19 protein-coding genes are annotated in these 24,061 nt (G+C 57.2%); 11 read left to right on the top strand and 8 right to left on the bottom strand.

The window, feature by feature from the left end; all coding sequences use genetic code 11:
• Positions 1 to 70 precede the first annotated feature (70 nt).
• On the bottom strand, positions 71 to 667 hold the full coding sequence (locus NLY42_RS06515; protein WP_023755418.1) for a redoxin domain-containing protein: 597 nt from the start codon (positions 665 to 667) through the stop codon (positions 71 to 73).
• Positions 668 to 1,242: 575 nt separating this feature from the next.
• On the opposite strand from NLY42_RS06515, the gene NLY42_RS06510 reads away from it, so the two are divergent.
• The 6 genes from NLY42_RS06510 to NLY42_RS06485 all read left to right on the top strand — a co-directional run bounded on the left by NLY42_RS06510 (position 1,243) and on the right by NLY42_RS06485 (position 8,546).
• The gene (locus NLY42_RS06510; RefSeq protein WP_156933820.1) at positions 1,243 to 3,864 is read left to right on the top strand and encodes a PAS domain-containing protein; all 2,622 of its coding nucleotides are present in this window, start codon (positions 1,243 to 1,245) and stop codon (positions 3,862 to 3,864) included.
• Positions 3,861 to 4,235 (top strand): response regulator, encoded by a 375-nt coding sequence (locus NLY42_RS06505; protein ID WP_023734875.1) that lies wholly within the window; start codon positions 3,861 to 3,863, stop codon positions 4,233 to 4,235. The genes NLY42_RS06510 and NLY42_RS06505 overlap by 4 nt, the downstream gene beginning before the upstream one ends.
• Positions 4,236 to 4,276: 41 nt before the next feature.
• Positions 4,277 to 4,936: a response regulator transcription factor gene (locus NLY42_RS06500; RefSeq protein WP_023755420.1), complete on the top strand. Its 660-nt coding sequence runs from the start codon at positions 4,277 to 4,279 to the stop codon at positions 4,934 to 4,936.
• 293 nt (positions 4,937 to 5,229) lie between these two features.
• On the top strand, positions 5,230 to 6,186 hold the full coding sequence (locus tag NLY42_RS06495) for an enoyl-CoA hydratase/isomerase family protein (protein ID WP_023755421.1): 957 nt from the start codon (positions 5,230 to 5,232) through the stop codon (positions 6,184 to 6,186).
• 66 nt (positions 6,187 to 6,252) lie between these two features.
• Positions 6,253 to 7,650 (top strand): class II fumarate hydratase, encoded by a 1,398-nt coding sequence (gene fumC, locus NLY42_RS06490; RefSeq protein ID WP_031199887.1) that lies wholly within the window; start codon positions 6,253 to 6,255, stop codon positions 7,648 to 7,650.
• Positions 7,651 to 7,742: 92 nt separating this feature from the next.
• Positions 7,743 to 8,546: an MIP/aquaporin family protein gene (locus NLY42_RS06485; protein WP_023734871.1), complete on the top strand. Its 804-nt coding sequence runs from the start codon at positions 7,743 to 7,745 to the stop codon at positions 8,544 to 8,546.
• An 88-nt stretch (positions 8,547 to 8,634) separates the two neighbouring features.
• Here the strand turns inward: NLY42_RS06485 and NLY42_RS06480 are convergent, their stop codons facing one another.
• The 4 genes from NLY42_RS06480 to NLY42_RS06465 form a co-directional block, all read right to left on the bottom strand.
• Positions 8,635 to 10,212 (bottom strand): MFS transporter, encoded by a 1,578-nt coding sequence (locus NLY42_RS06480; RefSeq protein WP_023755422.1) that lies wholly within the window; start codon positions 10,210 to 10,212, stop codon positions 8,635 to 8,637.
• The gene (locus NLY42_RS06475; protein WP_460221877.1) at positions 10,209 to 11,285 is read right to left on the bottom strand and encodes an HlyD family secretion protein; all 1,077 of its coding nucleotides are present in this window, start codon (positions 11,283 to 11,285) and stop codon (positions 10,209 to 10,211) included. The genes NLY42_RS06480 and NLY42_RS06475 overlap by 4 nt, the downstream gene beginning before the upstream one ends.
• A 329-nt stretch (positions 11,286 to 11,614) precedes the next feature.
• Entirely contained in the window at positions 11,615 to 12,688 is a 1,074-nt protein-coding gene (locus tag NLY42_RS06470) for an MBL fold metallo-hydrolase (RefSeq protein WP_023734868.1), read from the bottom strand.
• A 238-nt stretch (positions 12,689 to 12,926) separates the two neighbouring features.
• Positions 12,927 to 13,226, bottom strand: a complete 300-nt coding sequence (locus NLY42_RS06465; protein WP_023734867.1) for a hypothetical protein — start codon at positions 13,224 to 13,226, stop codon at positions 12,927 to 12,929.
• A gap of 713 nt (positions 13,227 to 13,939) precedes the next feature.
• Here NLY42_RS06465 and NLY42_RS06460 point away from each other — a divergent pair.
• The 3 genes from NLY42_RS06460 to NLY42_RS06450 all read left to right on the top strand — a co-directional run bounded on the left by NLY42_RS06460 (position 13,940) and on the right by NLY42_RS06450 (position 17,489).
• Entirely contained in the window at positions 13,940 to 14,596 is a 657-nt protein-coding gene (locus tag NLY42_RS06460; protein WP_050591143.1) for a VOC family protein, read from the top strand.
• Positions 14,597 to 15,005: 409 nt separating this feature from the next.
• Positions 15,006 to 16,298: an epoxide hydrolase family protein gene (locus tag NLY42_RS06455; protein WP_023734865.1), complete on the top strand. Its 1,293-nt coding sequence runs from the start codon at positions 15,006 to 15,008 to the stop codon at positions 16,296 to 16,298.
• A gap of 138 nt (positions 16,299 to 16,436) precedes the next feature.
• Positions 16,437 to 17,489 (top strand): alpha/beta fold hydrolase, encoded by a 1,053-nt coding sequence (locus NLY42_RS06450; RefSeq protein ID WP_023755424.1) that lies wholly within the window; start codon positions 16,437 to 16,439, stop codon positions 17,487 to 17,489.
• Positions 17,490 to 17,516: 27 nt separating this feature from the next.
• Here the strand turns inward: NLY42_RS06450 and NLY42_RS06445 are convergent, their stop codons facing one another.
• Positions 17,517 to 19,280 (bottom strand): MOSC and FAD-binding oxidoreductase domain-containing protein, encoded by a 1,764-nt coding sequence (locus tag NLY42_RS06445; protein WP_023755425.1) that lies wholly within the window; start codon positions 19,278 to 19,280, stop codon positions 17,517 to 17,519.
• Between the two features lie 468 nt (positions 19,281 to 19,748).
• On the opposite strand from NLY42_RS06445, the gene NLY42_RS06440 reads away from it, so the two are divergent.
• The gene (locus NLY42_RS06440; protein WP_023755426.1) at positions 19,749 to 20,474 is read left to right on the top strand and encodes a sensor histidine kinase; all 726 of its coding nucleotides are present in this window, start codon (positions 19,749 to 19,751) and stop codon (positions 20,472 to 20,474) included.
• 263 nt (positions 20,475 to 20,737) lie between these two features.
• Positions 20,738 to 21,649, top strand: a complete 912-nt coding sequence (locus tag NLY42_RS06435; protein ID WP_050591137.1) for an SLAC1 family transporter — start codon at positions 20,738 to 20,740, stop codon at positions 21,647 to 21,649.
• A 1,104-nt stretch (positions 21,650 to 22,753) separates the two neighbouring features.
• Here the strand turns inward: NLY42_RS06435 and NLY42_RS06430 are convergent.
• Together NLY42_RS06430 and NLY42_RS06425 are read right to left on the bottom strand one after the other, a co-directional pair.
• Positions 22,754 to 23,146: a GlcG/HbpS family heme-binding protein gene (locus NLY42_RS06430; RefSeq protein WP_023734859.1), complete on the bottom strand. Its 393-nt coding sequence runs from the start codon at positions 23,144 to 23,146 to the stop codon at positions 22,754 to 22,756.
• 47 nt (positions 23,147 to 23,193) lie between these two features.
• Positions 23,194 to 24,033: an enoyl-CoA hydratase/isomerase family protein gene (locus NLY42_RS06425; RefSeq protein ID WP_031199880.1), complete on the bottom strand. Its 840-nt coding sequence runs from the start codon at positions 24,031 to 24,033 to the stop codon at positions 23,194 to 23,196.
• Between the last annotated feature and the right edge of the window lie 28 nt (positions 24,034 to 24,061).

Here is a 24,061-nt window from a genome sequence, read left to right as displayed (position 1 = left end):
AAACCCCACACGGCGACTAAAGCTCGTCACCTTGCCAGCACGGACAGCGCGCACCCACTAATTTTCGAATTCATTCCTGTTCGCGAAATGTTTGAACGCGCGTCTTTCCGTAAGGATAGAAAAGCTCCTTACGACCAGTCTGCCACGCAGCCCTGAGTTCCGGCCTGTTGATGTCCCAGTCCGGCCGGCATTTCATAGTCACCGCTCGCATGTCCTGCCGCAGTTCCTCCACCGTGGGCCGCCCGAAAAACCAATACCCATTGTAGACCTTGTAGACGACAAGACCCGGCTCCATGACGATAACGTGAGGGATCATGGGGTTGTGCGTCGGATCCGTGTACTCCGCGATGTCGAGGTCCTTCTGCACAACGCGCCGCGGGTCCGAGAGAAAAGGCCAATGGGCGCCCACGCCAGTACGATATTCGCTCGTCTCCAGAAGATTGTCCGTCGTAATGGTGACAAGCCGACAATAACCCACGTCCATTTCTCGATGAAGCTGGACTAGCCCTTCAGCCTGCCGGCGGTCCTTGGGACAATACCCGCCCCTACCGAGAACGAGGACCAACGGATCCCGTCCCTGCAACTCGGAAAGCGTTCGCCGCGCGGCAGTGTGATCTGAGAGTTCATAATTCGGAAAAATAGAGCCGGGAATAATATCGGATCGCATAATAGCACCACTGATTCCGACTGATAAATATCAAGTCGCTAACGCAAACGGCAAGTAGTATACAATAGCAGGAAAACCGCAAAATCCATTTATACGATAGTATTGACAATACCATTGGATGACAAAGTCCGTGTCCAATCCTGGCCCCAGACCAGGTCTAGCCGATATCATCGCGACCGCCCGGAGCCGCCCCAAATCCTTGCGTTTTCACTGTGTCACCGCAGGAGGTTTGGATGAATACGAAAACGAAAATGCTGCACTTCGACTCACCCACTCGTCACTGCCTATTGCCGAGTGACGTTTGACAACCGCCGCTACACACGTCCGTCTAGGTCGATCCAGGATTAGCCGAGTTGGAGCAAAAAGGTGATGGCCTGACGGTGGTTTCGATCCCTGGCGCGCGAGCGTGCAGGAATGGAGGACGATAAAGTCGCGTTACTAGAGACATGGACGAACCGTCGATCGCAGATCATTGTCTTGCAGCGTTGCACTCCTTTTTCCCATCGCGCATTCGATCTCGTCCCAAAACCGACACCTACGCATAATAGACGTTAGTGTTGTCCCGGGGGCATGGTGTGTCAGGACGTAGGCCTGTTCTGGTAGGCGGCAACGGTCATGAAGAAACTGCCGCATCCGCTCCCTTCGCTGGATCTGAACTCGGCGACGTGGGTCATGGCTGTTCTTTCTTCAACGGCGATGAGGTTTTTGGCGTGAGCGCGGCAGAACAGAAGAAGCACTGTGCAAAAAGCGATGAATCCCTCGTGACAAGCCAGCACGATTTCAAACTCATCATCGATACCATTCCTGCGATGGCATGGTCAGCTCGCCCAGACGGCCTCACTGAGTTTCTAAGCCAGCATTATCTAGAGTACACCGGCCTCTCCGGCGAGCAGGCGAGGGGGTGGGGCTGGACGACTGTGGTCCATACTGACGACCAGGATGGGCTGCTCACCCTATGGCAGACAATCATAGTGTCGGGCGAAGCCGGAGAAACCGAAGCCAGATTGCGCCGATTTGATGGAACTTATCGATGGTTTCTTATCCGCGCTAACCCGTTGCGGGATGAGTCGGGCAACATCGTCAAATGGTATGGGTTGAACATTGACATCGATGATCGGAAGCAGGCTGAGGACAAGGCCCTCGAAGCTGAGGGCGAGCTACAACGAACGATCGACGGGATACCGGCGCTGGTTGCGGCTTATTACCCCGACGGCTCGCGAATTTCTATCAAAAAGCGGGGGCGCGAGTTCACTGGACTGTGTGCTGAGGATGTGACGAATGGTGGCTGTAGGGGCGCAATCCACCCAGATGACATCGAGCTCGAAGAGAGCAAATGGCGCGCATGTGTCGCGACCGGAGAAACGTTCGAGCATGAGTACCGCGTTCGTGCGAGTGACGGGACATATCGCTGGCACATTGCCCGTCGCGTGCCGGTCCACGACAAAGCGGGTCGGGTGATCCGATGGTACGGTATCAGTCACGATATTGAGGGTCGGAAACGGGCGGAAGCTTTTCTCGCCAGCGAGAAGCATTTGCTGAAGATGATCGCGTCGGGCAATTTGCTTCGGGATGTTCTCAGCGCGTTGTGCGTTTTTGTCGAAGACGCCGCCCCCGACTGCTTCTGCGACGTCCACCTGATAAATTGGAGCAGCTCGACATTCGAATATGCCGTGGCTCCTTCCTTGCCTCCCGACTACAGCGCGCCGATTGCCGGCATGCCCGTCGACGGCGACCTGTTGCCATGTGGCATAGCGGCCTATCAAAAAACGCAGGTGGTCGCAGTGGACATGGAATCTGATCCCCGTTGGTATACGTCGCCTGTGCGGCTACATGTTCTGAAGCACGGATATAGGTCGGTGTGGAGCACTCCGATTTGTTCCAGAGAGGGGCGGGTGCTTGCCACCTTTTGCATCGTCCAACGGAAGCCTGCGAGCCCTTCGCCGCACCATCAGGATCTCATCGCGCACGCCACACAAATCGCCAGCATTGCAATCGAACGTTCCCTTATCGAGGCAGCGCTCAGGCGGAGCGAAACGTTGCTTTCGGAAGCACAACGCTTAAGTTCCACGGGCGCGTTCTCCTGGCGCTTGGACACTGACGAGATCGCCTTTTCCGAGGAACTCTATCATATCTTCGAACTCGATCCGAACTCCCCCGTGACGCTTGAACGGCTCCGTGAGCGAATCCACGCGGATGACCTCCAGTCGCTGTCCGCCCAGATGACTCGGGTTCGAGCCGGGCAGAGTTATCTCGGCTATGAGATCCGGCTGCGGATGCCGGATAGCAGGGTCAAATTTCTACGCACGTTTGGCAAGGTCATTCGCCATCAGGATGATCGCATGGAATGCCTCACCGCAGTGCAGGACGTGACGGGGCGGCGACAGGCTGAACAAGCACTTGGCAGAGCCCGGTCTGAACTCGCACATGTAACCAGGGTTTCGAGCCTCGGAGTATTAACAGCCTCGATTGCCCATGAAGTCAGTCAACCTTTATCGGGGATCATTACGAACGCCAGCACCTGCCTGCGCATGTTGGCGGCCGATCCTCCAAACATTGACGGCGCACGCGAAACCGCCCGCCGAACCATCCGCGACGGCAATCTAGCCGCAGATGTGATAACGCGATTACGCGCCCTCTTCAGCAAGCGAGCACCTACCCTTCAGTCGGTGGATTTGAACGAGGCGGCAAGGGAGGTGATCGCTTTGTCGTCGGGCGACGTTCAGAGCAGTCGCGTGGTTCTTCAGCCCCAATTGGCTGAGGGTCTGCCGCTCGTTGCGGGCGACCGTGTCCAGCTTCAGCAGGTGATCATGAACCTGATGCGAAACGCGGTGGACGCCATGAGCGGGGTAGATGATCGCCCAAGGCAGTTGATAGTAAAGACCGAGGCGGATGGAAATGACCATGTGCGCCTGTCTGTACGGGATTCCGGCACAGGTTTCGGCCCAGATGGTGCGGAGCGGCTCTTTGAACCCTTCTACACCACCAAGAATGAAGGCATGGGGATGGGATTGTCCGTTAGCCGTTCCATCATCGAGAGTCACTGCGGGCGTCTATGGGCAGCAGCAAATGATGGCCCGGGAGTGACGTTCACGTTCTCCGTGCCCGAATACTCCAGGGAGCGATTGTCTTTGCAGGATGTGAGTGTTGGTACGGCGTCCGCGGTCGGTGGTGTTCGAAGATCGGCGGGAGCGAGATGAAGCCTGCGGATGCACTGGTGTCAGTGGTTGACGACGACACGTCTGTGCGCGAGTCCTTACCAGATTTGCTCAAGGAGTTGGGCTTCAGGGTGGACACATTCGCTTCGGCAACGGAGTTTCTGGCGTCTGACAGCATTCATGAAGCCAAGTGCCTGGTTCTCGATGTCACCATGCCCGTCATGACAGGCCCCGAACTGCAACAGGAACTAGCGCGTCGCGGGCAAGAGATTCCGATCGTCTACATTACCGCGCAGCGGACCAGTGCCATGCGGCTTCGTCTCATCGAACAGGGTGCGGTCGAGTGCTTGTTTAAGCCGTTCAGCGATAGGGCCCTTCAGGAGGCTCTCCATCTGGCGGTTTGTAAGCCTTGAAAGTGATGGATTGTTAATGCCGGCTTAGGAGGATAATTGCCATGTACACGGGTGTAGCGGCTGAACTGGGCAGTGTCGCGATGTCGGACGAAGCATCCGTGGTGTTCATTGTAGACGACGACATTTCGGTGCGTGAATCATTAGAGTTGCTAATCTGCTCGTCAGGTTGGCAGCCGGAGGCGTTCGGTTCAGCAAAAGAATTCCTCGATCGACCCCAGGTCGCCCTGGTTTCGAGCTGCCTCATCTTGGACGTCAATCTACCGGATCTGAGTGGGCTCGACCTGCAGAGTCTGATGGCTAACGAGCGTACCCCTATGCCCATCATCTTCATAACCGGCTACGGGGACGTACCGATGACAGTCAAGGCGATGAAGGCCGGGGCTGTCGAGTTTCTAACCAAACCATTCGACGAAGAGGAACTATTGGGTGCAATCAAGCTGGCACTCCAAAGGAGCAAGACCGCTCTCGCTCTGGACGCCGATTTGCAAGCTCTCAGGCATCGCCACGAATCGCTCAGCCGTCGCGAGCAAGAGGTTATGACGCTGGTCGTCTCTGGTCTCTTGAACAAGCAGGTCGGCTTTGAGCTTGGCATCAGCGAAATCACAGTCAAGGCACATCGTGGCCAGGCTATGCGAAAAATGCAGGCCCGCTCGCTGGCCGAGCTGGTGAACATGGCAGCCCGACTCGCCACCGCTGAGTAGTCGCTTTTCTCCGCGACTGGGTACCGATTCAAACGCCATCGCGCGGTGGGAGGCTCCATCAATCCCAAGGTATTGACGATACCATGGTGCTATCGTCTCAGCCACGACATTCGTACATTATTGTGCTGTCTGAAGTAGATTTTAAATATAAAAGGGACAGTAGAGCTTTTGTTGCTGATAAGAGGCAGTGACGGGTGAGTTGTGCGCGTGAAGTGGCTTAACTGAACCCTTGGTGCCGCGATGTGATCATGTTGTATGTGGCGGATTTTGACATTTAGCGAGGTAAATTGGCTATGATGTATTCCAAGGTCAAAAAGTCAGTATTGTTGGCCGTTGTCGCATTCCTGCAGGGGCCTCCGAACGTTTTCGGACAGGAAACAACGTTGCCCAGTGTTGCTAGCGCGCCGCTTGCAGCGATACTGAGCAAAACGACCGAAAAGATCCGCCTGACACGCAAGAGCGAGGCCTACTGGGAAGTCACTTTCAATAATCCTCCACTCAATATCATTGGCCCGTCCGAGGTCCGCGAGCTTGCAAAAATTGTTGGGCAGATCGAAGCTGATGGGAGGGTCAAGGTAGTAGTGTTTGACAGCGCGGTCCCTGGTTATTTCATCGCCCACTACGACCTGTTAGGTCCCCTCAAGGATTCCACAGGCATGGAGCCGGGGCCAACAGGTATGCATCCCGTGCCTGATGTCATGGTACGCATCAGTCGGCTGAAGGCTGCGACGATCGTTTCAATTCGTGGGCGGGCGAGTGGTATAGGCAGTGAGCTTGCGCTCGCCGCGGATATGCGGTTTGCCAGTCGAGAGAAAGCGGTTGTGTCGCAGTTTGAAGTTGGCGCCGGCTTCGTCCCTGGGGGCGGCCCTATGGCGCGGCTGCCTCGGCTGGTCGGCCGCGGCCGCGCTATCGAGATGTTGATCGGTGCCGAGGGCTTTGATGGCGAATTAGCCGAGCGCTACGGTTATGTGAATCGGGCGCTGCCCGATTCACAATTGGACAGTTTTGTCGACGCCTTGGCGACGCGAATTGCGTCGTTCGACGGGCAGGCGATCGCTGACGCTAAGACCTTGATCAACCAAGCTAGCCTGCCACCGGACTCTGAGATGCAGCCGGGGTGGGATGCGTTCATCACTTCCGTACAACGGCCTGCGGCCCAGGCGCGTCTAAAGGTACTCGTCAACGAAGGACTACAGCGGCCCGGAAAGGTAGAGAGAAACCTAAACGAATATACAGCCAAGTATCGGTAGCGGTCTACGGAGACTCGAATCAACGAGCAATATCAAGGGTTGTGAAGAGGACGGACCGTGACTCGCATGCGCAAGGAGACCGACAGTCTGGGTGTGGTGAACGTCCCAGCCCGCAAGCTGTGGGGGGCTCAGACGCAGAGGTCTCTCGATCATTTTTCCATCGGGAGAGATTTGATTCCGCGGGAAATGATCACAGCTTATGCGGTGCTCAAGAAAGGCGCTGCCAACGCCAATCAGGCAGGCGGACGGCTCGATGCTCAAGTCCATCGACTGATTGTGCAGGCATGTGACGAGATATTGGCGGGGCAGCATCAGGACATGTTTCCGCTCCACGTGTGGATGACGGGCAGCGGTACTCAGTTCAACATGAACGTTAATGAGGTGATTTCCAACCGGTGCTGTCAGCTGACCGGGACCGTCCTTGGGAGTAAGACGCCAGTTCATCCAAACGACCATGTTAATATGGCGCAATCGTCAAACGATTCATTTCCTTCCGCGATGAACATCGCGACGTCAACCAACGCTAAACGGCGCCTGATTCCGGCGGTCAAGCAGCTCGAGGAAGCCATCCGGTCCAAGTCCGAGGAGTGGAACGACATCATCAAGATCGGCCGTACTCATATGCAGGATGCAACGCCGCTGACTTTGGGCCAGGAATGGTCTGGATATGCTGAAATGCTGACCGACAACCTTGATCGGCTCGAGAGTTCATTAGGCGGCGTCTATCGTCTCGCCCTCGGCGGGACGGCGGTTGGCACCGGGATCAATTCCGCACCAGGTTTCGCAGAAGCAGCCGCGGCCGAAATCGCGAGGCTGACCCAGCTCCCATTTGTAACCGCGCCCAACAAGTTTGCCGTCCAGGGCGCACACGACGCCTTGGTACAGTTTTCTGGCACGATGCGCACTCTGGCAACTTCACTTTACAAGATTGGCAACGACATTCGTCTCATGTCGTGCGGACCCCGAACAGGCTTCGCCGAACTGATAATACCGGAGAACGAGCCGGGTTCCTCCATTATGCCCGGCAAGGTGAATCCCACCCAGGCCGAAGCGCTAACCATGGCTGCCGTGCAAGTGATGGCCAATGATGTTGCAGTGGGGTTCGGCGGGGCCGGCGGATATCTTGAGATGAACGTCTACAAGCCCCTGATCATCCACAACATCACCCACTCGATCACGATCATCACCGACAGCTGCACGAACTTTCGTCGGTTCCTGATCGAGGGTACGAAGCCCAACACGAAGAAGATTGCCCGGGATGTCCGCGATTCGCTGATGCTCGTCACCGCACTCTCGCCTGTCGTTGGTTATGATAAAGCTTCGAAGATTGCGCACTATGCGATGGACAACGATCTCACGCTGAAAGCAGCTGCTCTGAAGCTGGGCCTCGTTTCCGAAGCAGTGTTCGACCGCGTGGTTAAACCAGAAAAGATGGTGAGACCGTACGTCGCAACATCCGCCTAGGTGAGCGTTAGCTCGTCCAAGCCGGCGGCCGCTGCTGCCGTCCTGGGCAAGGCGGTCATCACCTTCAACTAGCTATTCCCAGGAGGATATCCATGAGCACCCATCCTGTTGGCTTCGGCGAGGCCGCTCTCGCACTGCAGATCGGCGAGTCTCGTTTCAACGCAAACTGGAAAAGTCCCCGACATCGGTTCAGGCGCCTATTGTCAGAGTTTATCGGCACTGCAGGATTGACTTTCGTATTATCAGCCGGTGCAGCCATTCTGGTTTTGCACGGCGGGATAAAGGTTGAGCCCATCATCGCTGCGTTCATCCTGTCGGCGATTTCTGCATTGTGGCTGGTCGCGGCGATCTATTTTCTCGGCGACATTAGTTCGCACTTCAATCCTGCCATGACATTTGCGTTTGCCTTGCGCGGCGATATGGGTTGGCCGATGTGCATGGCCTACGTCATTGTGCAGTTGATTGCCGCGGCGGCGGGATCACTTCTTGCCCGTTCGTTCTTCGGTATCGAAGGCAATCTCGCGGCCACGATTCCGCAACCTGAGCAACTCATCCAAGCAGTGTTCTTCGAGGCCATCCTGACATTTGGCATGGTTTTGATGGTGATCTCGATGGCAAACGGCCCGAAGCTCAATGGCCAGTTTATCCCTATCGCCGTGGGTGCCTACGTGATGTCGCTGGGGACCCTGGGGGGCCCCTACGAAGGAGCAGCGATGAACCCTGCCCGTGCTTTCGGACCCGACCTGGCGCGAGGCGATCTGTCAACGTGGTGGGTCTACGTCGTGGGACCGGTCGTAGGCGCGATTATTGCCGCATTCGCTGCCAAGATTCTCCGAGGCCCAGCCAATGCTCAAGAGGCACAGGCGGCGATGGGAACGCCCCAGGACGAGTCCTGAGTTAGGTCGACTATGTTTCGTCATCTGTTGAGTACAGATGTTTCCCCGGCGTTTCCGACAATAGCAGCCTAGATCCTCGGTAAACTTATTAGCCCGAGGATCGACGGCCAAGAACCCTCTTGCAGACGACTAGGCAAGGCCCCGCGATCAAGAACAACAGCACAAGCGCGAAGAAGGCCCCATTGAAGGAAATGGCGATCGCCTGCCTGTCGACAGCCTGCCGCAGAAGCGATAGCGCGGCCCTACCAGAGACAACACTTTCGAGGCCCCTGCCCGCAAGTTGGCCTGCCACCGCTTTCAGACGCTCCTCGAGCGAGACATCGCCAACGGCCAAGTGGGACGCCAGGATGGTCCTATTATAAGTAAGTTGTCGATCGAGATAAGTTTGCAGCAGAGAAGTACCGGTCAGACCACCAATCTGTTTACCAAGACCGAAAAGACCGATCCCGAATGGCAAGGCCTTGACGGGAAGCCGCATGAAGGCAGACAGCGTCAGGCTGATGAACAGGAGACCCAGCCCAAAGCCGCGCAGGAGCAGTGGAAACTCCAGATCCACAGTTCCGCTGTCGCTTGTCGAACCCGACAGGAACCACATTGACGAGGCGAAACACACGACACCGACAGGAGCCAAAGCAAGCGGATTTATTCTGCTTTTCTGTACCCCGACCCCCGCCAGCAGCAGGGTGCACCCCAAGATTACTCCACTCGGCAAAAGGAGTGTTCCAGCATCCGTAGCCGTGAAACTGAGAACGTTTAGGGCAAAGGCCGGGATGAGAAAGGCGCTGCCGGACAACGCGAATCCGGCTACCAGACTGACGACAAATGCGAAGCGAAAGTCGGGATCACCCAAAGGCGACGTGGGGAGGATCGAACGGTCCGATGCAAATCCAAGTTCCCACAGCGGCAGGAGGATGACCGCCAGCAAGCCGCTCAGGGCGAAAAGAGTGATGGGCCCGTCATCGAACCAATTGAACCTGCTGCCTTGCTGCGACACATACGTCAAAGATGCAGCGGCGATTCCAACCAGCACGACCTGGGGATAGGGGAGGCGGATCTTGTCGCGGAACGCTTGCCTCCGGTCCGCCGCCAGCATGACCAGGGCGACAATGCCCACCGGCACGTTGCTCAGGAATATCCAGTCCCATGACCGGTGGTCGACAAGCCAGCCTTGCAGGGCTGGCGTCACGGTCGTCGGGGCCATCACCGAGCCCAGGGCTAAAACAGCTTGCACTACCGGTTGCTGAGGGCTTGAGAAACGCAAGAACAGCAGCGTCTGGCCTGCCACGAGCACAGTCGCGCCGGCAAGACCCTGAACGATGCGGCAGAAGTCAATCCAGGCAATATCGGCGGAAGTGATCATTGCAGCAGACGCCAGGAGAAGCGCGACCGCGCCGGCGCGCAAACAGGGTGTAGGCTTCAGCGCTGCAACAAACAGCGGCGCGACCAAGAAGCCGGTCATTTTGGCCGCGAGAAATGCGATGTCTAAAGTCGCGAATTCGTCGCTCGTGGCATGTATGTCGCCCAGCATATCCAGGCGCCCGATAGAGAGCGCCGTGCTGGCGATCGAATCCATGACGGCGGTCAGTACAACTCCGATCAAGACCAACACGTCGCCCAGCGCTTCGGGCTTCGCCACTGAGTGTCGCGGTCCGATCTGACGGCTCATTTCGCCGCACCAGGCCGATTTCCGGCAAGCTCGCCAACCGGGTTCGAAGAGGTGGTTGCGGGATCGGTCTCTCGGCTCACCCGGACAGCAATGCGGGCTGAAAGTCCGGGAAGCAGCCGGCCTGGCAACGGATTGTGTGTAAGTCTTATCTTGACTGGAACGCGCTGAACGACGCGGATGAAGTTACCAGTCGCATTGTCCGGTGGCAGCACGCTGAAGGCAGCCCCGCTACCCGGGGCAAAGCTGTCAACGACACCATCAATCTGAACACCAGGGTACTCGTCAATCATCACCCGAACTGATTGCCCGATTTCCATTCGATTTAGCTGGGTTTCCTTGAAATTGGCCACGACCCACACATCTTGTACCGGAACGATGTCCATACCCGGGGTGCCGGGAGTGACGTACCGCCCGACGCGAACTTGCCGGTTGCCTACGACACCGTCGATTGGCGACTGTATGAGGGTATTGGCAAGATCCATCCTGGCCAGGCTGACTGACGCTTTCGCCTGAGCCATCGCTGCTTGGGCGCCGGCGAGTTGGGCACTTAGCACGCCAAGCTTGAGCCTCTGCGCCAGAGTATTGGCCGCCGCGGCTTTATCCGCAGCCTCGGCTTTTGTGAACCCGGTCTGTGCATCCTGGAGTTTTTGTTCGCTGGCTGTTCCGCTCTTCTGGAGAGCGGTGTAGCGGTCAAGATTGGCTCTTGCGAACAGCAGATCCGCTGAGACCGACCGCTCCTGTGCTGCCGCTTGTTCTATCAAGGCATCTTGCAGATTCTGCGTTGCTCCAATGTTTGCGATATCGGCTTGTCGCGTGGACAGGGTGGCAATGGCTTGGTCGAGTTTCGCCCGGTAGTCACTATCGTCGATGCGAAACAGCAAACTCCCCTTGCGAACGTTGGCGTTGTCTCCAACCGGGACTTCCACCACATAGCCGGAGAGCTTGGGCGCGATGCTCGTTATATCGCCGCGCAGATAAGCGTTGTCCGTGGTCTCCTCGAAACGGCCGTGAAAATACCATTGCCAGGCCCAGGCTCCCGAGAGCGAAATCGTTACAGTCGCCACCACCACGATAGCTACCTTCCGAGCCTGACCTATTGGTGCTCGCGTTGATGCAGACGAAGCCACAGAACCGATTGCGGGAGATGCCGCTGGTTGCGATTGGTCATCACTCTCAAACGGCGGTTGCGCGGGTCCTTCAAAGCCTTCAGCTCGGAGCATTTCAACGATCCAATCTCCAACATGTGGCTAGTCAACTTGCGAGTTGGCTCGGTGTGGCCGGATCGCGGATCAGTCGCCGTATTGGCTGCTAGTCCGGCAAACCCATTGAACGCCCCCGCACCGCCCCTCGGCGAGATCGCCCAGAGGGACAACCCAGTCTGAAACCCTCGGATTGTAGGCCTTCAATCGATACGAAGGCTCTGCTCCATCGCGTAGCACTGGTCCCAGATGAACACGTCATACCCGGCCAGTCGGGACTGCCACTTGGGCGTGACCGCATTGACGCATTGCACGACGACGCGGTCGATATAATTGTCATAGACAGCCCAGAGGTTGGCCGTGTCTTCTGCTTCCATTTCTTCGCCGGGCGGCGTTGACTTCAGCGCAGCAGCTGCGGCGGCCTTCAGGTCATTCATGAATTCGAGCTGAGTACGGACGTCGGAATGCGTGCCTACGCGATTGACATGACCCCCAACAAGCGTTTCGAACGGCAATGTATCGATATAGGCCACTTGGTCGAAGTAGCCGGGGATGTCCTTGGCAAGTGCGAAGCGACGCCAAGGCATCCAGCCAGGAAAGATCACGTCCACCACCATCAGGACCTTCTGTTCTGGAGCATAGATGAAGATGTTGCCCGGCTCATGTGGACTGCTGCCGGGATAGGTCAGTTCAAGAACCTGACTACCGACGTTCAAGGTGTAATGGTCCTTGAATGTGACGCTCGGTAGGGGGCGCCTGGGATCTTTGGCCCGATCGAGCAGCCTCAAGGTTTCTTCCTGGGCGATGATAATTGGACGGCCGCCGAGGTCGTTCGCGCCGCCAATATGATCCACGTGCGCATGGCTGTAGACGAGATATGTGATAGGCCGATCCGTCACCTCAGCGATCGCCTGGCGTATGTGAGCCGAGTACCCCGGAGGGGCGTCGATCACAACCACACCTTTTTCATACACCAGGAACATCGACTGGTACCCGTTGTCGGTGACCATGTAGAGGCCGCGACCCAGCTTTTGGCTCCGGTATCCCTTCTTCCAGTCGATGGCGGGGGTTACGTCCTCCTTGGGAATCGGAAGGTACTGATCGACGCGCGCGCCTATCGGCGCCAACGACGGCATACTCTGGTAAGGGGCACCAGCCTGTCCGGGCAACGTGTCCGCGCGGGCACCGCCGATTGGCGCCAACCCGAAGCCAATAGTGAGAATAAGACAACCGGCGCTTGCTGCTGCCCTCGAAATAGCGAAGCGGTATAGAAGCATAACAATCTCCTATCATCGAATAGTATTTAACACTAACGGTTTGTCGATAAGTCTGAAAATCATTTGATGATCGTAGATAGCGCCAATAACCTGGTGTTAAAGTAACGCCCTGACTGCGATTCTTAGAATGCACACCTCATGACCCGGCAATCACCCGAACCGATAGCGATAGACCGAATCACCTGGCACCTCGAACAATACTGACGGATAGGTGATCCCCTGTTCGATCGGAACAGCTTCAATGCCCCTGGCCAAGAGCATTCAGATCAGCACAGAATTCAGCGTAAGGTTTGGTCATCCCCGCGTCCTGACATTCTCTTATCATCGCCTTGCGCTTGCCCATTGGGAGGGTTCCAAGGGCTGCCCTAAACCTGCTCCTCATAACCGGATCCGTATGGGTCTGCCTCTTAATGGAACTGGTATGGCTAAACGACAGCTGGTTGATCGGGTCGATGACATCAAGTGCGCCGGCAAACGCGCTTCCCCCGATTACTGAGAGTGCAAATGCGGTGACGAGACATTTAGCTCTAACGTCCATGACGTATTCCTTTTCCTCACTGAGCAACCGCCGAGCTGACAATCGCCACGATGAACTACCGATACTTCTCCCGATCACGCTATAACGGGACGAATTGGAGTGTACCTGTAGACCGTCGCAAATCTATTGTTCGATGGTATCGCCGATACTTTGGCATTGATCGTCGAGAAATGCTGACCTGAAGTGCGTCTGTCGGACGCCAAGGAAGGAATTCGGTGCGATCGGGGCTTGTTGCTCAGCTCTCCGATGGCTTCCCGCCGTGTGCAGGTAGTCCTTGGCGCGATGCCAAATGCTCCACCTGATACCAAAGCGTCATGGATCCCATACTTTAAGCGGCCCACAATTTCGGTTTGCACGATAATTGCATTCAGTAGGTGGCGCACGTGTCCGGAGATAGGTCCTTGATTTTCCATCGGGAGCAAATGAGGCCGAAGCTTATGCCAAGGAGATCATTGTTGCCTGCAGAGCGCGAGTTCCTGGCGGCGTTGGCGACGGTGGGGATCGTCGGCGCCCCTCCCGGAACGCTGAAGGCGTGGATCCAAGACGATTCTCAGCGAGCGGGCGAGGGCCGTGGCGAGGTGTCTGCTCGATCCAGTCATTGTGTACAGTGGAACGCCAACCACCGATACCATCGGGTAATTGATGGGGTCGCGTTGCTCTGCTCTCGTGTTGGCACTGGGGGGAGTGTTGCCGCCGAACCGATGGAGCTTGATATGAGCGATGATGTAGAGCGCACCGATGCAGTCAAGAAGCGCCAGGAATTGCCGGCGGTCGATATGAAGCTTGAGGTCGTTGTCATTCCTGTTTCGGATGTCGACCGGGCTAAGCGGTTTTACGGCGACCTGGGTTGGAGGCTCGATGCCGACCTTGCCGTCGGTGACGCATTTCGGGTTGTCCAGTTCACGCCTCCCGGCTCGCCAAGTTCGATCCACTTCGGTATCGGCCTCACGTCCGCCGTGCCCGGTTCCGTACAGGGGCTCTATCTCGTCGTCTCCGATATCGAAGCGGCGCACGCCGAACTCGCGGCTCGCGGGGTCGATGCGAGCGAAGTGTCATATCGTACAGGGCCTGGACAGCCGACGATCAAAGGCAGGGATCCTGAGCGGCGAACCTACAACTCCTTTACTTCGTTCAAGGATCCCGACGGCAATGGGTGGCTGTTACAGGAAATCACCACAAGACTCCCGGGACGCGTCGATGGCGACACGACGTTTGCCTCGCCAGCCAAGCTTGCAGCTGCGCTCCGACGCGCGGCAGAAGCCCATGGGGAGCATGAGAAGCGGAGGGGCGGACAGAGGGACGACAGCTGGCCCGATTGGTACGCCGAGTACATTGTAGCGGAGCAGACCGGCAAACCGCTGCCGGCCTGAGTGCTGCCATACTCGTACACGCCGGCGCGAGAAGGATAACGCCCACGGTGCATCGGACGAGTTTGTGTTGTGGGAATCGTCGAAGTTCGTGGGTATCAGGGTAGTAATTAGTGCGGTGCGCGGCGTTGTTCGAGCAGGTGAAGCACAACGCAAAATTCGTCGACAAGCACACCCAGCCCGAGGATTGTTCGACAACGGCTTGACGGCCATTGGAGGATTTCGGCCGATGTCCAGCAGGTGCGCTTTCTAACCACGCAGTACCTGACGATTCTGGATGACGTGACAGCGCGTATTTGGCGCTTGATCCAACCAGCGAAAGTATTGCCGATACCATCGTTCTATAGATTTTTGCACCTTGGATATAGACCTTGTAATTATTGTGTGGATAGACGTGAACCAGGAGGATTTAATGTCAGCGACGTCGTTATCACCAACTCGTCGCGATGTCGTTGTTGCGGTCGCTGCGGTTGGAGCTGTCAATCTGGCGCCAAGAGTGTTGCGGGCAGCTGCTAGCGAAGAATCCATCCGTCCGTTCAATATCCACGTTCCGACATGGGCGCTTGCAGATCTTCGCAGGCGTATCAAAGCCGTAAGGTGGCCGGAACGGGAGACCGTCGATGATCGTTCGCAGGGCGTCCAACTGGCGAAGCTTCAGGCCCTCGTTGAGTATTGGGGCAGCCGTTATGACTGGCGCAGGGTGGAGGCAAAACTGAACAAGTTGCCGCAATTCATCACCAGCGTGGACGGAGTGGATATCCAATTTGCGCACATTCGCTCACAGCATGACGGGGCACTACCCCTGCTTATGACGCACGGCTGGCCTGGCTCGATTATAGAGCTCTTGAAGGTCATCGGTCCGCTGACTAATCCTACTGCGCACGGGGGGAGGATCGAAGATGCTTTTCACCTCGTTCTTCCAACCATGCCGGGGTACGGCTTCTCGGGTAAGCCAACTGCCACTGGTTGGGCTCCGGCGCGGACGGCTGCCGCGTTTCATGAGTTGATGCTCCGGCTGGAATACACCGAGTACGTGTCGCAGGGAGGCGATTGGGGTGCGATTGTCTCGCAGTTGTTGGCTGTTCAGGCTCCGAAAGGTCTTCTCGGCATTCACGTTAATATGCCAAGTACTGTACCGCCGGGCATTCTTCGGCATCTCCGCAATTTCGACCCGGCGCCGGCCGAATTGTCGGATCGGGAGAAGAACGCCTACGATCGGCTGCTGCACTTCTATCGCGATGGCTTTGGCTACGCGGCGATAATGAATCAGAGCCCCCAAACCATCGGCTATGCCCTCTCCGATTCTCCCGTCGCAATGGCAGCTTACTTTTACGACAAGTTCTCTGAGTGGACGGATAGCGACGGAGAGCCAGAACGGATCTTCACCCACAACGAGATGCTGGATGCCATCTCTTTCTATTGGTTTACCAACTCGGGAGCTTCATCATCGCGAACGTATTGGGAAAGCTCGCAAGCAGGCGGTGGCCCGTTTGACGCGTTTGACATCCCAAAGGTCCCTGTGGCGGTCACCGTGTATCCGGCCGAGATCTACCGCGCACCACGGAGTTGGGGCGAGAGAAGCTTCCGCAACCTCATTTATTGGAATGAAGTGGACAGAGGGGGCCATTTCGCGGCGTGGGAGCAGCCTTACGTCTTCACTGCCGAGCTCAGAGAGGCGTTCAGATCGTTACGCCGATCAATCTGAGGCGAAAGAGGCGATCCTCCCCCCATCGCCTTCGCCCAGTAGCGCGGCCGGGTCGCCCCTCCACCCGGCCGCGCGTTTGAGTTGCAGGGGGCAAGAAGACACGGATCATTTCCCTGAAGGAGGCTAAAAATGAATGACGTGCCCCAACAAATTGACCACAATCGCCGTCGCCTACTCGGGACGGCTGTTGCGGCTATGACTGCGTTAGAGCTCGGGACAGGTAGTCCCGCCGCGGCGAGATCCTCTGTCGATCACACAAGCAAGGGTCTCGCGACCAAAGCGACACAACAGTTGCTGGATTCTTTGAGGCAGATCGACGCCGGAATGCTTAACATGGGATACGCGGATATGGGATCGCGAACCGGCGCGCCGGTGGTCCTCCTCCATGGCTGGCCATACGACATCCAGACTTATGCCGGTGTGGCGCCTTTGTTGGCTGCCGAGGGGTATCGCGTGATCGTTCCGTATCTGCGCGGATACGGCACAACGCGGTTCCTTTCGGACAGTACGATGCGCAACGGTCAGCAGTCGGCAGTTGCCCTGGACGTCGTTGCACTGATGGATGCGCTCGGTATTGAACGGGCAACTATTGCCGGCTGTGACTGGGGCGCCCGAACGGCAAATATAATGGCAGCCCTATGGCCGGAACGGTGCAAGGCTATGGTCTCGGTGAGTGGCTATCTGATCGGCAGTCAACAGGCCGGCAGGCAGCCGTTGCCACCGAGCGCGGAATTGCAATGGTGGTATCAGTACTACTTTGCGACCGATCGCGGGCAGGCTGGCTATCGGAAATTTACCCGCGATTTCGCAAAGCTGATCTGGCGTCTCGCCTCGCCGCGATGGGATTTCGACGATGCGACTTTCGACCGTAGCGCGGTCGCCTTTGACAATCCCGATCATGTGGCGATTGTGATACATAATTACCGTTGGCGTCTAGGCCTCGCCGAGGGCGAACCTCAATATGATAACCTGGAGAAGCGGCTTGCGCAGGCGCCCGTCATCACCGTTCCTACAATCACGCTGGAGGGCGACGCTAATGGCGCGCCTCACCCTGAAGCCAGCGCCTACGCGAAGATGTTCTCAGGAAGGTACTCTCACCGCCTGATCACGGGCGGCATAGGGCACAATTTACCGCAGGAAGCGCCGCGGGCTTTCGCCGATGCAGTAATCCAGGTCAGTGCAGGCACATGACGGTCCGACAAGTCCTGTCTGACTACCTTAGAGATCAAGGACGACGTCCCCAGTAGGCTGGGAACAGCAGATCAAGGTGGTGCTGCTTGTCGGCGGCTCAATTGGATCAGGCTGAAAAGCGACTGTTCCAGCCACGAGCCCGGTCTGACAAATGTGACAAACCCCCGTGCGGCACGACCATCGCGTGGGGACGTCGCACGCTTCAGCAAGTTCAAGCAGACTCTTGAATCCTGACCCCCAATGGACGCTCAAGCCACTGCGTGCGAACGAAACTAGAGGGCCCGTGCCGGCGGATTCCGCAGGTGGATGGGGCTGCCGCCCTGGGGATGTAGTAATACCTGGTGTACTCGAAGGACGCGGGCCGAACAGCTCCGTATGGATTGCATCTGCGGCGACACCCCAGTCTGCAAGCGCTGCGCCGAGGTCGCCCATAAACGCAGATGGCCCGCAGAGATAGAAGGTGCCATGGCGCGGAACATCGAGTTGTTGAAGCACCTCGATGTTCAAGTGTCCGGCGGAATCAAAATCCAAACCTTGCCTGTCCTCGCGATCAGGCGTGCTGTAGCTTACATGGCTGTGGCTGCGGGGCAGGTCTTTCAGCAAGTCTCGAACCTCTTGGGCAAAAGCATGTTCGTGGCCACATCGAGCTCCGTGGAGCCACCAGACTTCCCTTGTCGAACCCGTTGCCGCCAACGCATGGAGCATCGCAATCACGGGCGTCGAACCCACCCCGGCACTTAGAAGCACGATTGGACCGTTGCCTGGGCGTAGAGTGAAGCTGCCGCGTGGTGCGCTGATCTCCAGCACGTCTCCGATTTCAACCCGGTCATCAATGTAGGCACTCGCCACACCTTGTATTTCCCGCTTTACGCTTATTCGGTAGTAGGGCTCACCGGGTTCACCCGACAAAGAATAACTGCGCATAATGGCCGGGGCGTCGGGCGTCATTTGCAGGCGCAGTACGACAAACTGCCCAGGAAGCGCCGCTGCGAGGCGAGGTCCATCAACGGGCTCTAAGACCAGTGACATCACACTGATGCTCTCGCGGATCTTGTGCATCACGCGCACCGGGCGAAATCCCGTCCACGCAGGAGGTGATTCCGACATGGGATCAAGCCCGGCATTGCGTCTCGTGGCATCACGGTCCTTGCTTTGTGCGAGCAACGCCCGGAAGGATCCCTGCCAGCCTTCGCTTAGCGCGGGGATGCGCAATGCTCGCTCGATTTGGCTGCGAGGGTGACTGGGCAAATATAGCAAGGCATTGACCTCCGATACGGTCATTTGCTCAGGGCCGCTCGCGACCTGGACGATCTCGTCTCCAGCCTCGACCTGGCCTTCTTCCAGGACGCGCAGATAGAAGCCGGGCCTGGCTCGCGCAACCAGCAGCGCAGCCATACGCGGCTCATTCATGCGAATACCGATCCGGTAGCAAGTGACGCGCGGTTGGGTCACTTCGAACAAGGCGCTCCCAATCCGGTAGCGATCGCCAATGCACACATCATGGTCCGGCAGGCCATCGACTGTGAAGTTCTCGCCAAACTGTCCGTAGGAAAAATTATTGCGGCCCAGCTCGCGTTGCCAATACTGATAGGATTCGGATTGGTAGACCAAAACGGCCCGCTGTTCGCCGCCGTGCCCCACCATGTCTCCCTGCTTGTCGCCATCGACGTTGAGCCGTCGTACCTGGCGTGGGCCCTGAACGGATGTTTTCCAGACTGCAGTATCAACTGTCCTTCCGCTCCAAGGAACGCCACGCGGCAAACCCACATTGACCGACAGCAAGCGAGCCATCCCTGCGTCCTTTCTGCCAGCCACCACCAGCCAGTTGCGCTCGGGTAAGCCCTGATCGGGGGATACTTAGCGCCAGCGCCCACCAATGGAAACTAGCACGTCGGGCCACCGAATCGATCGACACCAAAGTATCGGGAATACCATCGTTCAATATATCCGGACTTTGACCGCTGTCAGTAATCTATTAGTTGAACGCTTTTGATTGGCATATGTACAGGTATCGAGATCGGACGACGCAAGGGACTGTCATCTCGAGTTCTCAACCGGTTCCATCAATCCTCCACTGACGTAACGATGTCATCATCTGTCTGGCTGCTGGCGCGGGATTGTATGCGGGAGCTGTGTGAAACAAACGGCGAGGAGAGCGCTCCTGGGATTCAGTTGGTTTGTCCTCGATCACGATACGCAGTGATTATGCTTGGTTTCTGAACGTAAGCGAATGTTGAATCGAACAAGCGGAGAAGTCGGATGTCGAGCCTGCAAGTAGATAATAGTATATTTGAAGGGCATCGGAACATTCCGCAAGGGCGCCTGGCCCTGCAGATGTCCACCGCCGGCGTCGTCCATGACCTCGGTAATCTCATTCAAGTCGCGTCATCCGCGTTAAACCACCTGGGCAGAGACCCTAACATCGCAACGGCTCCAGGCGCAGGGATGGTGATTGCTGGCGCCAAGACCGCTCTCGAAAAGGCGGGTTGTCTCGTCAGGCAGACCATTAGGACAGCTAGAGAGATTGAAGAGATAGTATCCCATGCGAATGTGGGCATCTGCTTGGCCGACGTCGAAGCTCTTGTACGTAGCGCGTGGGATGAAAACCTCCGTGTGGAGGTTTGCATCGACCCCGACCTTCCTTTGGTAAGGTGCGATCGAGCCGGGCTGCAAAATGCCGTCCTGAATCTTCTGCTCAATGCGCGCGATGCGATGCCCGACGGCGGCTTGATATCAGTTCACGCCATGGTGTCGGGAAATCCCAGGGAGGTGAATGTTCGGGTTGAAGACCGAGGAATTGGGATGACGAGCGAGACGATGGTGCGAGCATTTGATCTCTTCTTCACGACCAAAGGCGAGGGGTTGGGTGGAGTTGGATTGCCGATGGTCAAACGTTTCGTTGAAGATTCGGGTGGAAGCATCGATCTAGCAAGCATCCTCGGGTCAGGCACAGTCGTGACGCTGAAATTGCCGGCGATGCGTTAGCGACCTAAGGCGTAGGGTGTGCATTCAGCTGCCCATGTCCTTTGATTGGATGGCTCTGCGATTTTGGGGCAGGCTCGTGAGGATGCAATTTTAAAGAGTGGTTCGAATCGGAAGGCGTTGCGAAAGTGACTGGACCGCATTCCAAGGGAAAGGTGGCGCTAGAGCACCAGGCCTTGATTCATCTCCCGACGGAGCGATCTCCAATAGCTCGGTTTCCCGCCTCGTTTTTTTCTATCGGCCTCGGGACAAGTTCGTTCTCCATAATGTGGCAGGTCGCGCATCAACTGTGGGCGGTCCCCAAAGGAATTGCTGTGGCGTCCGTGGTATTGGCCATGTGCATATGGACAGCTCTTTTGACGCTTTACGCTTTTAAGTTGTGGTTGGCCCCATTGGCCGTACGAGCTGAGCTCGCGGATCCTGTTCAGAGTTGCTTCCCTGGTCTGGTGGGTGTCGGGATGATGCTAACTGCGGTAAGCGTGTTGCCGTTCGACGCGACGGTAGCCACCATTCTGATATGCATCGGTGGAGTGCTCGCGATTGGATTTGGGTTTTGGCACTCGCAAAGGATCTGGAAACACGCAATTGCTCTATCGGACGCGACACCCGCCTTATATCTGCCTGTAGCCGCAGCGTCGTTCGTCCTTAGCATTGGCCTGTCGGCATTTGGGCAATTTGAGTGGGCCCAACTGGCTTTAGGCGCTGGGCTCTTCTCGTGGCTTACAATCGATTCCGTCTTGTTCCGTCGTCTCTATTTTGGCGAACCGCTCGGACATCACATTAGGCCGACCCTTGGCGTACAGCTCGCCCCTCCAGCGGTTTGTTCGCTAGCTTATGTCAACTCGTCGGCTACATCCGGAGATGTCTTTGTTCACTGTCTCATCGGTTACGCAATCCTGCAGGCCATTCTTCTTGCCGGCTTGCTTCCACGGATCATGGACCGCTTTTCCGCCGGTCTATGGAGCGTCAGCTTCGGCGCCACGGCGTTGGCGACAACGATTGAAAAATTGGCCGTTCGTGGCGACGCTGGTTTGGCTGGCATTCTGGCTGTTCCCATTTTTACGGCCGCAAACCTGCTGATTATATGGCTGGTTGTTAGGACAATAATTTTAGCCATGACAGGCTCATTATTGCCGTCACTTCCGGACGGGCAAGTACAGCATCCTGCATCTCGCTGAAGGGAGGCTACTTCCAGCGAAAAGCAGTTCCAGCAGGATGTGCAGCCTTGATCGCCGTGATCTTCCGGGAGCCAAGGACCAGGGGCACCCGGCTGCCAACCTTCGCCGAGAGATGGTCGCGCTGCACGATCCGGTCGGCCGCCGCGAGGCGCGCAAGCGGGCGTCTGGTATGTTGCAACATGTACCAGACTTCCGACGCTGATCCCGCGTCGACAGCTATATGCACCAGATAGCAGGCGATATATGCGTCAGCGCGTTATGATACCCATTGCGCTTGTGAAGTTGTCTTTGCTTGTCCCTGATGAGCGAGCCGTTATGCTCGACGCACGATCCAGGCGCAAATCCTCGATCTGCTGAGCTACCGGAGCGATGGCGAGATGCTCGAGCCTCTGCCGATGCTAGTTCATTGAAACGAGCGGCGTCAGCCTGACCTGTTGAACTGAGGACAGTCCGGCGTTGCCGTCGTCCGAGCTAATTCTCCGTAGAACTTCGAAGGCGACTTGGTGAACTCGGCAACGAAAATGCTTTTTGGTTGCAGCAGAATGCCTGCGCCGAGCAACAAGCTCAACAAAACCGCTATTTATCGCCGCAGCCTGAGCCAGCGTCGTGATTGCCTCGACTTATAGCAACTCGGTCTGCTAGCCACCCAACGGCGGAGCGGAAAAGGCGTCCGCAGCCCGCCTTGTTCTACGCCTTTGTAAGCTGGGCCGCGTCGTCGAAAACGCCATGTTCCCGGCAATCATCATATTCAAAAAAGCATATGTAGTGGACGGCCCGCCGGTCGATAACAATCGTGCCCCGGGGATGTTTCTCAAAGCAAGGTTCAGCAAATCTTCCGCAGCAGACTGCTGGCGAGCAACCCATGAACTCGCCGTCGTACGTGTCCGAGAGACGCTGTGTACCTCGGTCAAAGTGCATGGCCTGGTGCGCTTGTCGATCATGACGTTAGCCACAAGACCGCTCCGACCAATATTTTGTGACAGGACGCAGGACCGCTATGGAAATCTCGGCTACTGCTCTCCCCCCACACCGATGTTCGGTTGGGCTCCAAGGTGATCCCGTCGCCCCTAGCCGAGGGTTCTGGCGAATTTGGCCGAAGCGCAGTTAGCGGACACTAGCTTCCACAATCCAAACATCCTCTTCTGCAGTGCCGCCGCTAACGCCGACACCTGCATACACATTTCCATGCTCGTCGAGCAGCGGAACACCTCCACCCATAGGGCAAAAGCGCCCCCCGCCGACCGTGGGCAACGCGTATAGCGATTGGCCCGGCTGTACGAGCGGCAGGATGTCCGCCGTGCGAAGGCGTACCAGTGCCGAAGTATACGCCTTGCGCTCGGAAATCTCGAGCGCGAAGACAGGCGCGCCGTTCATCCGGTGTTGGAGAACCAGATTGCCGTGAACATCGATAATACATACTGCGACAGGGACGTTGACCTTTGTCGCTTCTGCCTCCACACGTTCGGCAACCGACTTCGCTTTCGTGAGCAGATCCATGGAATGATCCTTATCGTTGAGGGGACGCCGTCGCCATCGACTGCGGTCTATCGCTGAGGCAGCTCGCCCAGGTGAAAAGCCAGCCGATTCTCGACATCTCCCGGCGACTGGAAGCCCTTGGCGGTCAGCGACTTGATGCCTTCCTGAGCGGCGGGTCGGCTTAGCGAAGCTATGCAGGCTTCCCATCCTGCGCCCAGCTCTACATCCGACGGAAGACTGGTATTGACCAAACGCTTGGTTTGCCCGATGGCCCATTTGTCGAACCTCGAAATCCGAGTGGCGAGCGCATCAACGTACGCGTCGAGCTCCGCGTCCGGCAGGGCTTTGTTCACGTAGCCATACGCCTCAGCCTGTTCTCCACGGATGTCCTCGGAGGTCAACAGAACCTCCATGGCGCGATTGCGACCGATCAGGTGAGGCAGGCGAGCCATCGGTCCGCCGCCGGCGACCATACCCACGCCAACCTCCCACTGTGAAATGATGGCCTTTTCCTTGCTGGCGAAAGCCATATCGCAGGAAAGGGTGATTTCGCTCCCGTTGCCCGTAGCGCGGCCGCGGATGAGGGCGATCGAGGCCACCGGCGCGCGCGTCAGCCGCACAAGAAAATCCGGCCAGGGCGGCAGGCCCGTCGGTCCCGGCGGCAGCGCGAGCATATCCTCGATCCGCGCCTTGAAGTCTGAATGGTTGAGGAAGTATCCCTCGACGCTACTGTCGAACACCACCACCCGAAGATCTTCGTCAGCCTCAATGGCGTCAATCAGATGGGTGAACTCTTTCACCATCTGTGGACCCATGACGTTGAGCGGGGCATTGTCGAATGTGACTCGCCAATAGGTGGGCGTCCGGCGTGTCAGGCGAATCTGCGGGGTGGTTGTCGTGGTGTCCACTGGAAGCTCCTTGGATGTTTACCTGCTC

The sequence above is a fragment of the Mesorhizobium sp. C372A genome, assembly GCF_030323245.1.
GTDB lineage: Bacteria > Pseudomonadota > Alphaproteobacteria > Rhizobiales > Rhizobiaceae > Mesorhizobium.
This window is presented reverse-complemented; position numbering and strand designations above follow the sequence as displayed.

What these genes read in the sequence shown, in the direction of transcription:
- NLY42_RS06515 (WP_023755418.1), bottom strand. Translation starts at nt 667, where the DNA reads ATGCGATCCGATATTATTCCCGGCTCTATTTTTCCGAATTATGAACTC.
- NLY42_RS06505 (WP_023734875.1), top strand. Translation starts at nt 3,861, where the DNA reads ATGAAGCCTGCGGATGCACTGGTGTCAGTGGTTGACGACGACACGTCT.
- NLY42_RS06500 (WP_023755420.1), top strand. Translation starts at nt 4,277, where the DNA reads ATGTACACGGGTGTAGCGGCTGAACTGGGCAGTGTCGCGATGTCGGAC.
- NLY42_RS06495 (WP_023755421.1), top strand. Translation starts at nt 5,230, where the DNA reads ATGATGTATTCCAAGGTCAAAAAGTCAGTATTGTTGGCCGTTGTCGCA.
- fumC (WP_031199887.1), top strand. Translation starts at nt 6,253, where the DNA reads ATGCGCAAGGAGACCGACAGTCTGGGTGTGGTGAACGTCCCAGCCCGC.
- NLY42_RS06485 (WP_023734871.1), top strand. Translation starts at nt 7,743, where the DNA reads ATGAGCACCCATCCTGTTGGCTTCGGCGAGGCCGCTCTCGCACTGCAG.
- NLY42_RS06480 (WP_023755422.1), bottom strand. Translation starts at nt 10,212, where the DNA reads ATGAGCCGTCAGATCGGACCGCGACACTCAGTGGCGAAGCCCGAAGCG.
- NLY42_RS06470 (WP_023734868.1), bottom strand. Translation starts at nt 12,688, where the DNA reads ATGCTTCTATACCGCTTCGCTATTTCGAGGGCAGCAGCAAGCGCCGGT.
- NLY42_RS06465 (WP_023734867.1), bottom strand. Translation starts at nt 13,226, where the DNA reads ATGGACGTTAGAGCTAAATGTCTCGTCACCGCATTTGCACTCTCAGTA.
- NLY42_RS06460 (WP_050591143.1), top strand. Translation starts at nt 13,940, where the DNA reads ATGAGCGATGATGTAGAGCGCACCGATGCAGTCAAGAAGCGCCAGGAA.
- NLY42_RS06455 (WP_023734865.1), top strand. Translation starts at nt 15,006, where the DNA reads ATGTCAGCGACGTCGTTATCACCAACTCGTCGCGATGTCGTTGTTGCG.
- NLY42_RS06445 (WP_023755425.1), bottom strand. Translation starts at nt 19,280, where the DNA reads ATGGCTCGCTTGCTGTCGGTCAATGTGGGTTTGCCGCGTGGCGTTCCT.
- NLY42_RS06440 (WP_023755426.1), top strand. Translation starts at nt 19,749, where the DNA reads ATGTCGAGCCTGCAAGTAGATAATAGTATATTTGAAGGGCATCGGAAC.
- NLY42_RS06435 (WP_050591137.1), top strand. Translation starts at nt 20,738, where the DNA reads ATGTGGCAGGTCGCGCATCAACTGTGGGCGGTCCCCAAAGGAATTGCT.
- NLY42_RS06430 (WP_023734859.1), bottom strand. Translation starts at nt 23,146, where the DNA reads ATGGATCTGCTCACGAAAGCGAAGTCGGTTGCCGAACGTGTGGAGGCA.